Genomic DNA, 16,127 nt, shown 5'->3' with positions numbered 1-16,127 from the left:
AAAATAGACAAATTTAGTATGGTATAAATAGTAAAAACTAATACTAAAGCGGTAACATGTAATCTACATTCTATACTAGTCGGGAGGAACAGGAATGAAAAAATATGTTTGTATCATTTGTGGGTATGTTCATGAAGGAGAAGAACCACCTGACAAATGTCCAGTTTGTAAAGCGAACAAAGATCAGTTCAAGGAAATGACCGGAAATTTAGCCTGGGCAGATGAACACAGAATCGGGATTGCACGAGATATCCCTCCTGAACTGATGGATGGCCTGCGGGCTAATTTTCTTGGGGAATGCACGGAAGTCGGCATGTATTTGGCTATGTCCCGTCAAGCAGACCGTCAAGGATATCCTGAAGTGGCAGAAGCATATAAACGAATTGCCTATGAGGAGGCCGAACATGCTGCTAAGTTTGCTGAAATTTTAGGTGAGGTAGTTGTTGCAGATACCAAAGCAAATTTGAGTGCAAGAGTGGAAGCTGAATATGGGGCTTGTGAAGGCAAAAAGAAGCTAGCCGTATTAGCAAAAGAAAAGAATCTTGATGCGATCCATGATACAGTGCATGAGATGTGTAAAGATGAAGCTAGACATGGGTGTGCTTTTAAAGGCTTACTCGATAGATACTTTAAATAAAGGAGATATTGATATGGCAAAGATTAGCTGTGATGTAACAAATTGTTCTCATAATAAGACGGGCGTCTGTTACGCCAACTGTGTTGATATCGTTGGCAGTTCTGCTTTGAAAGACTATGACACCTGTTGTGGTTCCTTTTTAAACAAACTTCATTATGCAGAATTGACGAATAATACATTGAGCTCAGGTTCTTGTGATTGTTTAAAATGCACTGTTGAGACTTGTAGTTTTAATAGTAATCATTTGTGCACTTTAGATAATATAAAGGTCAAAGGTGATCATGCTGAATATCACACGCAAACAGAGTGTGACAGTTTTGAACTGACAAAATAGCTTATCATTATTGCCCTAAAGGGAGAACATATACTTTTCAAATTAAAAACTCCTGCAAGAATTTTGCAGGAGTTTTATTGTTGTTATGGTAATAATTATACATTACTTGCTGAATTTAAGGATTTGGCATCATAGGGCAACGTGGACCATCTGGATGTGGGCCATGGGGAGGACGCAGTGCTTCAGCAACTGCTTTGGCTTGTTCCTCTGAAAGTTCAGCAGCCGTCTTTATATCGTTGATAAAATCGGGGTGATTTTTGAACTTTTCTTTAAGGTAGGCATCTCGGTCTTCGGGGCTCATATCTTTCATTTTTCCCATGTCAGTCCTTCGCTCAGTGTCTTTTTCCTTGAAGAAGCTTTTGAGCTTGCTTACTTGGTCTTGCGTAATCGTACCATCAGTGGCTAGTTTTTCTAAAGCCTTGTTCATGTGTTGTTGTCTATCTTCGGGATGGGGGCGATCTTCTTGCATCATGCCTGGGCCTGGCATAGGACCCTGTTCTCCGCCATGGGCTAGGGCCAATGCTCCAAAAGATAGTGTAAGGCACCCCATAATCAATCCGCTAACCACTTTTTTTGCTACTTGTTGTTTCATTTCATTCTCCCCTTTTAGTAATCTTCTTTGACTCTTATTATGAGGGAGAAATGTTACAATTTTATTACATAAAATTGTAATTTTTCTATAAATTTTTCGCTTTAGTAAGATCGAACCAAAACCGGACACCGTCTGGGAGATTTTCCACGCCATAGTCGTTGCCGTGTTGTTCTTGAATGGCCCGCACGATGGAAAGACCTAAGCCATATCTACCGTGTTCTCTAGTTCGAGCTTTGTCTACTTTATAGAAGCTTGTCCAGATTTTTTCTAAGCTTTCCTCTGGTATTGGTTGCCCCGAATTATAAATAAAGACCCTATAACCGTTTTCAGTGTCTTTTACAACTATTTTGATAACTTTCTGGTATGTTGTATGGTCAATGGCGTTAGTAAACAGGTTTAAGAAAACTTGTTCAATACGTAATTCATCACCGTTTACCAAGTAGTTATCCTCTAGATTCATCTCTAGTGTAATTTCTTTTTCCGTTAAAATAGTAAGGTATTTTTGGACCATGTCCTGTAGTAATAGAGAAAGGTTGAAATCAGTTTTACTAAGCTTAAAAAACCCAGATTCAATTTGGGATAGGTTCAGCAAATCTTTTACTAAGGCATCCATTCTTTCGGCCTCATCCATAATAACAGAGCAGTAGTAGTTTTTACTAGCTTCATCTTGTGCAATATTTTCCTTCAATCCTTCGGCGTATCCGAGAATGAGGGAGAGGGGTGTTTTTAGCTCATGAGATACATTGGAAACAAAGTTTTTACGCATCGCATCCAGCTTTCGTTCTTTTTCTACATCTGCTAGCAGTTGTTGGTTTTTCTGGCTGAGTTCTGAGATGGCGGTATCTAGTTGATTGGATAAGTGATTAATATTTTTACCAAGTTCACCAATTTCGTCAGCGCGATTGATGGTACATTTCTGTGAGAAGTCAAGCTGGGACATACTTTGTGCGATGCGATTAAGTTCTAATATTGGGAGGGTAAATCGTTTGGCAAAGAAAAAAGCCCATATACAGCCTGCTAGTATTGATAATATGCCCGTAAATATAATAAACTGGGCGGCTACAGTAACGCTTTCTGATACCAAGGAAAGAGGCTGATTAATGATTAATAGATCATCCTTAAGCATTTGACGTCTGATTACCAGAAAATCGATTTTTAGGTCTGGATCTTGCTCTATTTCTAGGATGGTATGGTCATCAATCACTTCTCGATCTTTAATGAGAGGTGGAGGCCCGTGAGGAAAACGAGGGCGGGATTTATCGGTCGTAGGAGGACCAATGGGATTAGGAAAGCGTTGAAACTCTTGATTGATGATAGGGCCAAAGGAGCTATACTTTATATAGCCTTCCTTTGTAAAGATAATAATTCCTGCACCAAGTGCATTGCTGACCCTTTCGAGTTCTAAGGATATTTCTTTGGGATCTCCCTGATATAGGTTATCTAAAGCGGTACTATTTGCTATCAGGACATCTTTCTTTTGCCAAAGATAAAATTTTTCTAAACCAATACGGGTCAGGCCTAACGACATTAGTACAAAAAACAGTATAAGCCCACTTAAGATGATGAAAAGCTTTTTTCGAATGGATAAGGTCATTTTTCAACCTCAAATCGGTATCCGTAGCCTCTTATGGTTTGCACAAGGGTGCTTTTCTCTCCTAGTTTTGTTCTAAGTCTGTTAATATGAGTATCTACAGTGCGTAGGTCACCGAAATAATCATAGCTCCATACTTGGTTTAAAATTTGCTGGCGACTTAAGGCTTTGCCGCTGTTTTCTGTTAAATAGGCTAGTAGGTCATATTCTTTCGGACTTAAATCTAAGGACTGTTCATCAATGGATACTTGGCGGGCGGTTGTATTGATTTGCAATCCGTTATACACAGTGGCTTTCTCTCCTTCTATGCGGCGAAACAAAGCGTTGACTCGTGCTGTTAGAACCTTCGGGCTAAAAGGCTTTGTGACATATTCATCGGCACCAATCTCAAAGGCAAAAAGTTGATCCACTTCTTCCCCTTTTGCTGTAAGCATAATGACAGGAATATTACTTTTTTTCCTAATTTCCCTACACACTGTCCAGCCATCATGTTCTGGCATCATAACATCTAAAATAACTAAATCAATATGTTCTTTTGCCAAAAGTTCTAGTGCGAGAAGTCCATCACCAGCTTCTAGGGTGCTGTAGCCTTCCCTCACTAAAAAATCAGTTATCAATTTTCTAATACGTAGTTCATCATCAACGATTAAAATTGTTTTTTTCAAGAAGTCAACCTCCCTTAGAAATTTAATATTTCTATTTTAGAATAAAGAGTATCAAGGAAGATGTCAATGAATTGCTACATTTATAAAGTTTTGTAACAAAACTGTAACAATTATCCTTCATAATTAAAAATAGGTAATTGGTAGGCAAAAAAGTATGAAAGCAGTGATACTATGATTTGGCAAAAAATTAAGCAATATAAAAAATCAATTATATTTTTAGTCGTTCTAGCATGCCTAGGAGGTGGCGGTGCATTATACTTCAAAAAAAGTAGCATCCCTGTTGTTGCAGGAACAAGGGTGACCATCGGGCGGGGTGATGTAATAGAAGCTATTTCTGCAACGGGAACCATTTCTGCAGTGAATTCAGTCGATATTAGTTCCCGGGTAACAGGGCTGATTAGTGAACTCAGAGTAAAAGAAAATGATATGGTGAAAAAGGGGCAGGTTTTGGTTGTACTGGATGACACAACGATCAAAGCACAAATTGCTCAATATCAAGCCCAAATGGAAAATTATGCTGCTACTTATGAACGTAGTAAGAAATTAGCAGCGATTGGTGCAGAGGCATTGCAGCAACTAGACACGGATCGTACCAATTTCCTTGTAGCCCAATCTACATATAATAGCAACGCATCCCAGTTAGGATATTATGTGATTACAGCGCCGATTGATGGTATGGTAATTGGCACGCCTACACCTGCTGGGCAGACTGTAGCCCAAGGGATTTCTACCCCCCAAGTTATTATGACTATTGCGGATATGTCAAAAATGCAAATTAAGGTTTTAGTGGATGAATCAGATATTGGTCGGGTGAAGATGGGGCAAGAGGTTTCTTTCACTGTGGATTCTTATACTACTCAAACCTTTACGGGGAAAGTGACACGTATTTCGCGAAGTGCAACAACCTCGTCTAATGTTGTATATTACCCTGTCTATGTCGACGTGGACTCTGCAGAAAACCTGTTATACCCAACGATGACTGCGAGAGTAACAATAAAAGCTGGAGAGAGCAAGAATGTATTGGTTGCCCCCCTAGCGGCTGTTAAAGAGGAAAAGGGACAAAAATACGTACAATTAATAGTAAATGGTGTACAGCAGAGGGCGCCAGTAAACATTGGATTGAGTGATGATGAAAAGGTGGAGATACGTAGTGGGTTAAATGAAGGTGATGTCATTGTATTACCAGTAGCTAAAGCACGTACAACGGCCACTACTCAAAATCAAGGGCCACCGCCTCCAATATAAAGTGAGGAGAATAGTATGACAATTCATTTAGAAAATGTCACAAAAGAATATTCTATGGGAGATACCATAGTACGTGCATTAGCAGGAGTTAATTTATCGATTGCTCCTGGAGAATTGACGGCTATTATGGGCCCGTCAGGATCAGGAAAATCAACATTAATGAACATATTAGGTTGTCTTGATATTCCTAGTAGTGGATCTTATCGAATCGACGGGCAAGAAGTTGCAAAACTTAATGGGGACGAACTGGCAGCTACTCGCAACAAAAAGATTGGTTTTGTATTTCAAAATTTCAATCTGCTGCCCAGGATGTCGGCTTTACAAAATGTTGCGCTACCTATGGTCTATGCGGGTGTGGATAAGAAGGCACGAATGGAAACGGCGGCTCAAGCACTCGCTATGGTTGGTCTAGAAGAACGTAAAGATCATCGTCCTAATGAATTATCAGGCGGTCAAAGGCAACGGGTGGCAATTGCTCGATCGTTAGTTAATAATCCAGCAATTATTATGGCTGATGAACCTACAGGTAATCTAGACACGAAATCGGGCAATGAAATTATGGAGATCTTTTGTAATCTAAACAGCCAAGGGCGAACGATTATCTTAGTCACCCATGAACCTGAAATTGCTGCATTCACACGTCGGATCCTTCATGTTCGAGATGGTAAAATTGTTCGTGATGAAAAGGGTAAGGAGGCGAGACTATGTTCTGGGAAAGCGTTTTAATTGCTTTTGAAGGGCTGAAAGCCAATAAGCTCAGAGCCATCCTTACAATGCTGGGAATTATTATTGGTGTAGGTGCTGTTGTTGCCATGGTATCCCTTGGGCTTGGAGTGCAGCAAAAGGTGCAAAATTCCATTGCAGGTTTAGGGAGCAATCTTCTTATCGTTACGCCAGGATCGAATTCACCTTCAGGGGGCGTGCGTTTGGCAGCTGGATCGAATATCACGTTAACAAAGCAAGATGGGAAAGCCATTAGTCAACAAGTAAGTGGAGTAAATGCTGTAGCACCTGCTGTCAGTCAACAATTCCAGATTATTTATGGGAATCAAAACTGGAAAACCAGTGTCCAGGGCACTACCCCCGAATTTTTAACAATACGCAATTTTGAGGTTGCATCCGGAACGTTTTTTAGTACAAGTGACGAAGATACACGAGCACGAGTTGCTGTGATTGGTGAAACAGTAGCCACTAATTTATTTGGAGGGGTTAGTCCTGTAGGGCAGACGATACGCATTGGTCAGGCTCCTTTTCGCGTAATAGGGGTACTGGGCAGTAAGGGGCAGTCATCTATGGGGTCTGATCAGGATGATGTGGTCATTGTACCTTTAACCACAGCGCAAGAACGTCTGATGGGTATATCTTATGTACACAATATTAATATACAGGTAGAGAATGATGAAATCATGGATAAAGTGCAAGAAGACGTTGCTACATTACTCAGATCGCGTCATCACTTAGCGCAAAATACTACAGATGATTTTACAGTTCGGAATCTTACATCACTTATGACCACCATGAAAGAGACGACTGGGACCCTTACCTTATTTTTGGGAAGTGTTGCAGCGATTTCATTATTAGTCGGTGGTATTGGTATTATGAATATCATGTTAGTCTCTGTAACAGAAAGGACTCGCGAAATAGGAATACGAAAAGCCCTGGGCGCAACTTATAAAAATATCTTACTTCAATTTATCATAGAAGCCGTAGTGATTGGTGTCACCGGAGGATTACTGGGTATTTTTCTCGGTGTAGTAGGAGCTCGTATCGTTTCTCTGGTAGCAGGTTGGAATACAGTAATTTCCTACATTGCTATCTTTGGGGCATTTACTATTTCTGTAATGATTGGATTATTTTTCGGAATTTATCCTGCTCGTAAGGCTGCATTACTGGATCCTATTGATGCACTACGATATGAATAAATAATATGGGGTCTATAGCATAAAAAATCTCCTGTAGAAATAATTTCTATAGGAGATTTTTTTTACGGAATCAGAAAGTATAAGTTTTTTGGGGTAAAACCATTGAACCACAAAGACGCAATGCTGCGGTGCAGCACACAAAAGAGTACGTTAAACACAGAGAACACAAAGATGCACAAAGAACACAGAGACATTTTTATTCTACCCCTCTGTGCTCTCCGTGTCCGCGTAAGCGGCTTTGTGTCTTTGTGTTTCAAAACGTCTATCTTTTAAAAGGACGCGTAGCGTTTTTCTTATGCTGATTTAGCTTCTTCCCACAGAATGGTAAGTTGCTGGGTGGTAAGCATCACCAATTCCTCGTATAGCGACAATTGTCCAATCTCCATCGCCATCCCTTTCTAGATCTACTTTGAATCGTTGTCCAGTTTCATTTTTTATTACTTGAACGGTGGCTTGGTTATTTGATTGAAAAAGAAGCCTAAAGGAATCTTGGTACTGATCAAATCCATAATTGGAAGCGAGGGATTTTATAAAAGATACAGGGCTATTGTTGTAGTAAGCATAATCATTGTCCCAGTCGTTATAACGATTGTTGTCATTTCGATAATAGATTTGTCCATCTTTATATAAAGCTTGGTTATCATCTGAACCAGGCCAGCTGCGATCGTGTTTATGCCAACCGTAGTTATCTCTGAGTCGTAAGGGGTAATCTCTATCTGCTGTAACCACTCTTTGATCATTATTCGTAACAAGTGTTGTTTGCTCTGTTGCAGTAGGAGGCGTTGTAGGATTTTCAGCAGCAAAAGTTTTGGCAACGGGGATACCAGGGAGCGCAACGCCTGTCAGAATAGCGGCTCCTGCTAACGCTGCAGCATAATGTTTATATTTACGGCGCAGCATTTTACGTTTTGATAACTTTTTTTCCATATAATCATCCTCCTTACAAGTTTTTTATTTTTAGTCTGCCATGTTATCGTCGTTGCAATCCGTGGAAAATAAAGCTGAATTTAAAAGTAAGAATTAGTTAATTTAAAAATTAATTAATTTTTAAATATTGTAGCAGGATTTTAGGGTTATACTGTAGAATCTATAAAAAGTAAAAATCAATGCAATTAGGACTTAGAGATATAAAACCGACCACATCGTTAGCAACTCTAAGAAATAAGGCGATTTAAGGGATCATTGAAGATAGTATCCTATGACTTAAATTATCTGTATTTTTGGAAAAGGCAGATAATTACCGATATAAGAAAGAATTTTATAAATGGCTATATGCCAAAAGTAGGTGATAGGGGTAAAGGAAAAGTTGTAGGATCATGATTACAGAGATAAAAGAGGAGGGGGATTTTTCAATGAAAAAGGTGATCGCTCTATTACTCATGTGTGCTATGGTACTTTTGCTGGCAGCATGCGGATCAAGTACGAATTCATCAACGAATTCGGCTGCTAGTGGTAAGAAAAAAGTAGGTATCGCAATGCCAACAAAGTCTTCAGCAAGATGGATTGCAGATGGTGAGAATATTGTAAAACAACTGCAAGCCAAGGGGTATGAAACTGATTTGCAATATGGGGAAGACAATGTAGAAAATCAACTTGCCCAAATAGAAAACATGATTACAAAGGGTGCTAATGTTTTAGTTGTTGCATCCATTGACGGTGAATCTTTAACGAATGTACTGCAAAAAGCAAAAGATAAAAACATTCCGGTCATAGCCTATGACCGCTTAATTAAGAAGACTCCAAATGTAGATTACTATGCAACCTTTGATAATTTTAAAGTAGGGGTTTTACAAGCTACCTACATTGAAAAAAGCCTAGGCTTAAAAGAAGGTAAAGGACCTTTTAATATTGAGCTTTTTGGTGGATCACCTGATGACAATAATGCGTTCATGTTTTTTGATGGCGCTATGTCAGTTCTGAAACCTTATATCGATTCTAAGAAGTTAATTGTAAAAAGTGGACAAATGGACATGGGCGTATGCGCTACATTAAGATGGGATGGTGCTACTGCTCAGGCAAGAATGGATAATTTATTAAGTAAGAATTATTCTGGTGCTAAAGTAGATGCAGTATTATCTCCTTATGATGGTATTAGTATTGGTATCCTTTCTTCTTTAAAAGCGGTTGGTTATGGTACACCAAGTCAACCAATGCCTATTGTTACAGGACAGGATGCTGAAATACCTTCTATTAAATCAATTATCAAGGGTGAACAAGCACAGACAGTGTTCAAAGATACTAGAGACCTTGCTAAAGTAACTGTTGATATGGTAGATGCATTATTAAATGGCAAAAAAGCAGAAACCAATGATGATAAGACCTACAATAATGGTGTAAAAGTAGTACCTTCTTATCTCTTAGTTCCTGTTTCTGTAGATAAATCGAACTACGCGAAAATACTAGTTGAGAGCGGATATTATACAGAAGATAAACTTAAATAATAGGGCTCAATTTTTTATCATATAATGGATCGTAAGGTCAAGATAATGTAGTGATGGCTGAGAGGTCATCACTACATTAGTATATAGGATATTAGAAAGAGGGAGAGAGGGAAGGAGTTGAGGATATATGGAAGATATTATTTTAGCGATGAAGAATATTACGAAGACCTTTCCAGGGGTTAAAGCGCTTAATGATGTAAATCTAGAGGTGAAAAAGGGCGAAATTCATGCACTCGTTGGTGAGAATGGAGCAGGGAAATCCACTTTAATGAAGGTTTTAAGTGGAGTATATCCTCATGGGTCCTATACAGGAGAAATTCATTATAATGGGCAGTTATGTGAATTTAAGAATATCAAAGAAAGTGAAAAGTTAGGAATTGTTATTATTCATCAGGAACTTGCCTTGATTCCTTACTTATCCATAGAAGAAAATATTTTTCTTGGTAATGAACAAGGAAAAAACGGTCTAATTGACTGGCACGCTACGACTGTTAATACAAAAGAATTACTTGTAAAAGTGGGACTCAAAGAATTACCTAATACACTGATAACTAATATAGGTGTTGGCAAACAACAATTAGTTGAGATTGCAAAAGCACTATCAAAAGAAGTACAGCTGTTAATTTTAGATGAACCAACGGCTTCTTTAAATGAAGATGATAGTGAGAATTTATTAAACCTCCTGTTAGATTTTAAGAAGCAAGGAATCTCCTCTATTATTATTTCACACAAGCTGAATGAAATTTCAAAGATTGCAGATTCGATTACTATTTTGCGAGATGGAGCCACCATAGAGACCTTACAGGTTCAAGAAGATCACATTACGGAAGATCGGATCATCAAAGGTATGGTAGGCAGGGAATTAACAGACCGTTTTCCCAAAAGAGAGACAGTGATTGGTGACGTTATTTTCGAGGTAAAGAATTGGAACGTATACCATCCTCTACATGGTGAACGAAAAATGATTGATAATGTAAATATTTCGATTAGACAAGGCGAGGTAGTAGGGATTGCCGGGCTCATGGGAGCGGGAAGAACAGAGTTAGCCATGAGCATATTTGGTAAATCCTATGGCCAAAAGATAAGTGGACATTTATATAAAAACGGAAAAGAAATACAGTTACCGAATGTAAGCAGCGCCATTGAACAAGGCGTCGCTTATGTCACAGAAGATCGAAAACAGTATGGCTTAATTTTAAATGACGATATAAAGACCAACATTTCATTAGCAAATCTAGAGAAGCTCGCGAAGAACCATGTACTGGACGAGAATCAAGAAATCGTCGTGGCAGAAAAAAGCCGTCAGAAGATGAACATTAAGTGTTCTAGTATTTTGCAGAAAACTGTAAATCTAAGTGGTGGAAATCAGCAAAAGGTTGTTTTGAGTAAGTGGATTTTTACTAATCCGGATATTTTAATTTTGGATGAACCAACAAGGGGGATTGACGTAGGAGCTAAATTTGAAATCTACAACATTATTAATCAGTTAGTTAAAGAGGGAAAGGGAATCTTGCTGATTTCTTCTGAACTTCCTGAGGTTTTAGGAATGTGCGATCGAATCTATGTTATGAGTGAGGGGAGTATTACTGGAGAACTTTCCCGGAGTGAAGCATCCCAAGAGAAAATTATGAAATACGTAATTGATAAATAGAGGAGGGATTGTCATGGAAACATTGAAACAGATGTTTAAAAATAATATTAGAGAATATGGTATGGTTATTGCACTCGTATCCATTATGATATTTTTCGAAATAGCGAGTAATGGAGTCTTGTTGAAACCGTTAAACGTAACGAATCTTATTCAGCAGAATAGTTATATACTTGTACTTGCCATTGGAATGCTGCTGGTTATCGTAGCCTTTCAAATTGATTTATCAGTAGGATCTATAGCAGCGTTCGTTGGCGCCATGTCTGCAATCCTAATGGTGGATAATAAAATTGGAGTTGTGCCTGGAATTCTTGTTTCTTTGCTAATTGGAGCTCTTGCCGGGGCATGGCAGGGGTATTGGATATCCTATTTTAAAATTCCGGCCTTTATTGTCACATTAGCAGGGATGCTAATTTTTCGAGGACTGACAATGACAGCGTTAGAGGGCCAATCTAAAGGACCTTACCCGGAAGTTTTCCAAAAAATGAGCAATGGATTTGTGCCAGATCTTTTTGGTGGAACAACAATTCATATTACAACACTTGTGGTTGGCATTATTTTAACATTGATTTATATATACTTTGAAATAAGTCATAGAAAGGCCAAGCAAGAGTATAACTTTGATGTCATTCCCATAAATTTTCTTGTTGCGAAAATCGTGTTTGTTGGGGTTGCCATTAATTGGTTTATGTATTTACTTGCTGCCTATAAAGGCATTCCGAATGTACTCATCTTGTTATTTATATTAATTGTCTTTTATACCTTTATCACTACGAAGACGGTAGTAGGTCGTCATATTTATGCGCTTGGTGGTAACGAAAAAGCAGCAAAGCTATCAGGTGTAAAAACAGAACGAATCGTGTTTTGGGTTTTTGTTAATATGGGAGTCATGGCTGCCCTTTCTGGTTTAGTATTTGCGGCTCGCCTTAATGCGGCAACGCCAAAAGCAGGCACAGGTTTTGAACTAGATGCAATTGCCGCTTGTTTTATTGGGGGTGCTTCCACCGCGGGAGGAATTGGCGTTGTCATGGGAGCCATCATTGGTGGTCTTGTCATGGGGGTTATGAACAATGGCATGTCTCTAATTGGGGTTACCATTGATATGCAGCAAACAATCAAAGGTTTAGTATTGTTATTGGCAGTAGCTTTTGATATTTACACAAAATCAAAGCAATCTTAGGATTGAGCTGCCTTGACGAATCAATAGCTTACAATATAGAATATAATAATTGATAAAGTTGGATTTACTAGCTATTATAGTAAAGCACTATTTTTCATAAGGAAGAATAGTGCTTTTGTTATTTATATTTTGCTAGAATAATCCAATAATGATAAAAGGATTGATTTAATTTATGAATGATTGTCTAGAAAAAAGGGCAATTACCTCGGAAGAGGTGCCCCGGCATTCCGTACTGTGGATGGCCTTTCTGCTTGGCGCCCTCGCTTCTTTTGGTCCCTTATCCATTGATATGTATTTGCCCGCTCTGCCGAACTTAGCAAGTGATCTTAAAGCAAGTACATCTTTGACCCAGCTCAGTTTAACAGCTTGTTTGCTGGGGATTGCATCGGGACAGCTATTTGCCGGGCCAATTAGCGATGTTTGTGGACGAAGAAGGCCATTGCTAATTGGACTTGTCGCCTATGCTATTTCTTCTTTATTATGTGTGTTTTCTCCGAATATAGTAACGTTTGTAATCCTACGTTTTATTCAAGGATTAGCGGGATCAGCAGGTATCGTTATTTCACGAGCTATTGTAAGGGATCTTTATTCAGGTTCTGAAATGACACGATTTTTTTCTTTATTAATGCTAGTTAATGGCGTTGCTCCCATTCTGGCCCCTATTGTTGGTGGGCAGATTCTAGAGCTTACCACATGGCGAGGCATTTTTGCTGTATTGTCGGGAGTAGGGAGCCTTATGCTTTTGGGCGTTGTTTGGGGCTTTAAGGAAACATTGCCAATTGCTCTTCGCTCTAAGGGTGGTGTCCAAAATACCTTAGGCACCTTTATGAAGTTATCTAAAAATCGGACTTTTATGGGATATGCACTTACTCAAGGATTTGTTATGGCTGCTATGTTCGCCTATATTTCTGGGTCACCTTTTGTACTGCAAAATGTTTTTAATGTTTCTCCTCAAATGTTTAGCTTACTTTTTGGTATAAATGGTCTAGGAATTATAATTGCAGGTCAAATTACAGGCAGGTTAGCCGGAAAAATTAATGAGACAAAGCTTCTCGTTGCTGGCCTTGCAATTGCCTTTGTGGGAGGAATTTCTCTACTAGCAGGGGTTTTACTAGGCGGGGGGCTTTATACTCTCTTGATCCCTTTATTTTTTGCTGTTTCTAGTGTGGGGATAGTGGGCACAAGTACTTTTTCCTTAGCGATGCAGGATCAAGCAAAATCGGCAGGCAGTGCATCCGCTTTGATTGGTCTATTGTCCTTTATTTTTGGCGGGTTTATGGCGCCCCTTGTAGGAATTTGCGGAAGCCATACAGCGATCCCCATGGGCGTTACTATAGCCGTAGCAGAAACAGCAGCTGTCTTATCTTATTTCTTTCTAGTCAGACATACATAAATCGCTTGAAATTTATGTTTATATAATAATTGTGCACTTTTTAATTGCAATTTTTATGTATTTTTGCTATTGCAATTAAAATAGTTTTCTATACGTGTAGGCGATGATGAGAACAAAATGAAACGACCTTACCCCATGTTCAGAATACAGAGGTGAGGTCGTTTTTTGCTGCCTCACAGTAATGAAGAGAAGGTTCATTAAAATGATGCTTAATTAGGGCTTAGGCACTATGTAGTTTAATATTTCAAAAAATGCGAGGGGGCAATTCCCTCACACTTTTTGAAGCATTTACTGAAATAAAAGACATCACTAAAACCGACTGTTGATGCTACTTCAGAAATTTTATGCCCATCACGTAAGAGTTCTTTTGCCTTTTGTATTCGTATATTGATGAGATAGTTGATAGGGGCTTTTCCGGTTAATTTTTTAAAAATACTTTCCAGATAGGTTGGACTTATATTTATTATATCAGCAAGGTCTTGTAAAGTAATTTTGGAGCAATAATGCTCTGACATAAAATTTATCAAGGTTTCTATCTTTCTTATATGATCATAGTTGAAATTATCTGTTATTTTCCAATATAAAAGGAGAGATAAAATTTCCATAAATATAGCTTTTACCCGAATAATTCTATTATAATCACTAAAAAACCAAGTCTTAATAAAATTGGAAAACAAGTCTGATATTCTTGAATATAGAAAGTGGTCATTGATTGTCTCCACAGTAGAAAATGGAAGAACCGCATCGGTTAATGTCCATTTATTATCATGAAAAACTGGATAGGTATAAAAGAAGTCGACGGTAAAGCACTTCATTAGATTGTCTGGTGATGTTTTACCTATCCGATAATCGCCTGGCCGGTAATAGATCAAATTACTTTTTGAAACTCTATAACTCTGATCATTACAAACCAATGCGGCTTCACCGTCATAGACCAGAATGAGATTATGTCTGTCATAGATGGTTTTCCCCTTAAGTTTCCAATCAGGAGTGCATTTTCTTTCGGCCGCATATGTAATTTGTAAAAACATATTTTCTAATATGTATTCAGGAGAATAGTTTGTCATAATTAACTCCTTAGATAATGATATATTACAAATCTAATTATATAATATATGTTCAAAATATTCTATACATTGTAAAATAATCTTAGATAAGATCTTGGTATTCTATATAGAGATCTTGAATTATTAGATTCTTCTGGCAAATTAGAACAGTTATATTAAACAAATTTGTTTTGCCAAATACCCGGTATGAAAAGTATTGTCATCGTGCAATTCTGGAATGCAGGATGCAATAGAGGCTCTAAAATGCGATGAAACAATAAATCGAAATCCGACAAAATTACTGAATGTTACAAATGATATTAATTGAATGGGAGAGAAGAAAAATGAGAATACCTTTTACAACAATGAAAGCAGAAGTAAAGAGAGTGTTATTGAAAGTTGGCATGACTGAAGAAAAAGCAGAAATTTGCGCCAGTGTTCATACTGAATCAAGCAGGGATGGCGTATATTCCCATGGTCTAAATCGTGTCGCCAGATTTGTAGACTATGTAAAAAAAGGCTGGGTTGATGTCAACGCCGAGCCTACATTAATACTGAAATCTGGTGCAATGGAAAATTATGATGGTAATCGTGGTCCAGGAATCTTGAATGCTAAATTTGCCATGAATCGTGCAATCGCGATATCCAAAGAACATGGCATAGGGCTTGTTACTTTAAGGAATACAACTCACTGGATGCGTGGCGGGACGTATGGCTGGGACGCAGCCGACAAGGGATATGCAGCTATTTGTTGGACAAATACTGAATCGTGTATGCCGGCTTGGGGGGCGAAAAATACCCGGTTAGGAAATAATCCATTTGTCATAGCCCTTCCAAGAGAAGAAGGCAATATTGTATTAGATATGGCCATGTCACAATTTTCTTACGGGAAATTACAGGTAACAAGGCTAAAGAATGAACTCTTACCTGTTCCAGGCGGATATGATAAAGACGGAAATTTAACAAGTACTCCGGGGCTTATTGAAGAATCAATGAGAATATTACCAACAGGCTACTGGAAAGGTTCGGGATTCGCAATTTTATTAGATACAGTTGCAGCTATATTATCTAACGGACTTGCTACTTCTGGTATTGATAAGGTGCAAGAGGGAAGCTGCGGTGGTTGCAGTCAGATTTTCATCGTTATTGACCCGTATGTAGCAGGTGGAAAAGATTTTGTAGAACGTACTCTTAATGAAACCGTTGCCTATATAAAAACGTCAGAGCCTGCAATAGCAGGTGGAGAAATCTACTATCCTGGAGAACTATCTGCCAAGACCAGAAAAGAAAATATGGAAAAAGGTATACCAGCAGATGATAATGTGTGGAATGAAATATTGAGTTTGTAAAGCTGGTCGTTGATGGTATGATCAAGATTCGCAAAATTTAATAGAAATCTGGAGGTGAGTTTGAAATGTTATCTCACTTCCAGA

At 38.4% G+C, this 16,127-nt stretch carries 15 protein-coding genes; 10 read left to right on the top strand and 5 right to left on the bottom strand.

Features of this window, described 5'->3' with window-relative positions; translation table 11 throughout:
• Window positions 1–94: 94 nt before the first annotated feature.
• On the top strand, window positions 95–637 hold the full coding sequence (locus tag UFO1_RS19340; protein ID WP_038673542.1) for an NADH peroxidase: 543 nt from the start codon (window positions 95–97) through the stop codon (window positions 635–637).
• Between the two features lie 13 nt (window positions 638–650).
• A complete protein-coding gene (locus UFO1_RS19335; protein WP_038673541.1) occupies window positions 651–971 on the top strand; it encodes a DUF1540 domain-containing protein in 321 nt (106 codons plus the stop codon).
• A 115-nt stretch (window positions 972–1,086) separates the two neighbouring features.
• Here the strand turns inward: UFO1_RS19335 and UFO1_RS19330 are convergent, their stop codons facing one another.
• The 3 genes from UFO1_RS19330 to UFO1_RS19320 form a co-directional block, all read right to left on the bottom strand.
• Complete coding sequence (locus UFO1_RS19330) at window positions 1,087–1,563, bottom strand: hypothetical protein (protein WP_038673540.1); 477 nt, start codon at window positions 1,561–1,563, stop codon at window positions 1,087–1,089.
• Between the two features lie 85 nt (window positions 1,564–1,648).
• A complete protein-coding gene (locus UFO1_RS19325; protein ID WP_038673539.1) occupies window positions 1,649–3,157 on the bottom strand; it encodes a HAMP domain-containing sensor histidine kinase in 1,509 nt (502 codons plus the stop codon).
• Window positions 3,154–3,819: a response regulator transcription factor gene (locus UFO1_RS19320; protein WP_038673538.1), complete on the bottom strand. Its 666-nt coding sequence runs from the start codon at window positions 3,817–3,819 to the stop codon at window positions 3,154–3,156. The genes UFO1_RS19325 and UFO1_RS19320 overlap by 4 nt, the downstream gene beginning before the upstream one ends.
• 171 nt (window positions 3,820–3,990) lie before the next feature.
• Here UFO1_RS19320 and UFO1_RS19315 point away from each other — a divergent pair, with 171 nt between their 5' ends.
• The 3 genes from UFO1_RS19315 to UFO1_RS19305 are packed head-to-tail and all read left to right on the top strand — an operon-like array spanning window position 3,991 to window position 6,986.
• Window positions 3,991–5,064: an efflux RND transporter periplasmic adaptor subunit gene (locus UFO1_RS19315; protein WP_038673537.1), complete on the top strand. Its 1,074-nt coding sequence runs from the start codon at window positions 3,991–3,993 to the stop codon at window positions 5,062–5,064.
• Window positions 5,065–5,079: 15 nt separating this feature from the next.
• The gene (locus UFO1_RS19310; RefSeq protein WP_038673536.1) at window positions 5,080–5,790 is read left to right on the top strand and encodes an ABC transporter ATP-binding protein; all 711 of its coding nucleotides are present in this window, start codon (window positions 5,080–5,082) and stop codon (window positions 5,788–5,790) included.
• Complete coding sequence (locus UFO1_RS19305; protein WP_038673535.1) at window positions 5,769–6,986, top strand: ABC transporter permease; 1,218 nt, start codon at window positions 5,769–5,771, stop codon at window positions 6,984–6,986. The genes UFO1_RS19310 and UFO1_RS19305 overlap by 22 nt, the downstream gene beginning before the upstream one ends.
• Before the next feature lie 303 nt (window positions 6,987–7,289).
• Here UFO1_RS19305 and UFO1_RS19300 read toward each other — a convergent pair whose 3' ends face one another.
• Window positions 7,290–7,913: a hypothetical protein gene (locus tag UFO1_RS19300; RefSeq protein WP_038673534.1), complete on the bottom strand. Its 624-nt coding sequence runs from the start codon at window positions 7,911–7,913 to the stop codon at window positions 7,290–7,292.
• A gap of 425 nt (window positions 7,914–8,338) precedes the next feature.
• Between UFO1_RS19300 and chvE the strand changes: the two genes are divergently transcribed.
• The 4 genes from chvE to UFO1_RS19280 all read left to right on the top strand — a co-directional run bounded on the left by chvE (window position 8,339) and on the right by UFO1_RS19280 (window position 13,648).
• The gene (gene chvE / locus UFO1_RS19295; protein ID WP_084159872.1) at window positions 8,339–9,427 is read left to right on the top strand and encodes a multiple monosaccharide ABC transporter substrate-binding protein; all 1,089 of its coding nucleotides are present in this window, start codon (window positions 8,339–8,341) and stop codon (window positions 9,425–9,427) included.
• A gap of 127 nt (window positions 9,428–9,554) precedes the next feature.
• Entirely contained in the window at window positions 9,555–11,078 is a 1,524-nt protein-coding gene (mmsA, locus tag UFO1_RS19290; RefSeq protein WP_038673533.1) for a multiple monosaccharide ABC transporter ATP-binding protein, read from the top strand.
• A gap of 13 nt (window positions 11,079–11,091) precedes the next feature.
• Window positions 11,092–12,255, top strand: coding sequence for a multiple monosaccharide ABC transporter permease (mmsB, locus tag UFO1_RS19285; RefSeq protein ID WP_038673532.1), 1,164 nt, complete (start codon window positions 11,092–11,094; stop codon window positions 12,253–12,255).
• A gap of 172 nt (window positions 12,256–12,427) precedes the next feature.
• On the top strand, window positions 12,428–13,648 hold the full coding sequence (locus tag UFO1_RS19280; protein WP_038673531.1) for a multidrug effflux MFS transporter: 1,221 nt from the start codon (window positions 12,428–12,430) through the stop codon (window positions 13,646–13,648).
• Window positions 13,649–13,884: 236 nt separating this feature from the next.
• Here UFO1_RS19280 and UFO1_RS19275 read toward each other — a convergent pair whose 3' ends face one another.
• A complete protein-coding gene (locus UFO1_RS19275) occupies window positions 13,885–14,715 on the bottom strand; it encodes an AraC family transcriptional regulator (RefSeq protein WP_038673530.1) in 831 nt (276 codons plus the stop codon).
• Window positions 14,716–15,038: 323 nt separating this feature from the next.
• Here UFO1_RS19275 and yiaK point away from each other — a divergent pair, with 323 nt between their 5' ends.
• On the top strand, window positions 15,039–16,043 hold the full coding sequence (gene yiaK, locus UFO1_RS19270; protein WP_038673529.1) for a 3-dehydro-L-gulonate 2-dehydrogenase: 1,005 nt from the start codon (window positions 15,039–15,041) through the stop codon (window positions 16,041–16,043).
• Window positions 16,044–16,127: the final 84 nt, after the last annotated feature.

The organism is Pelosinus sp. UFO1, from assembly GCF_000725345.1.
Lineage (GTDB): Bacteria > Bacillota > Negativicutes > DSM-13327 > DSM-13327 > Pelosinus.
This window is presented reverse-complemented; position numbering and strand designations above follow the sequence as displayed.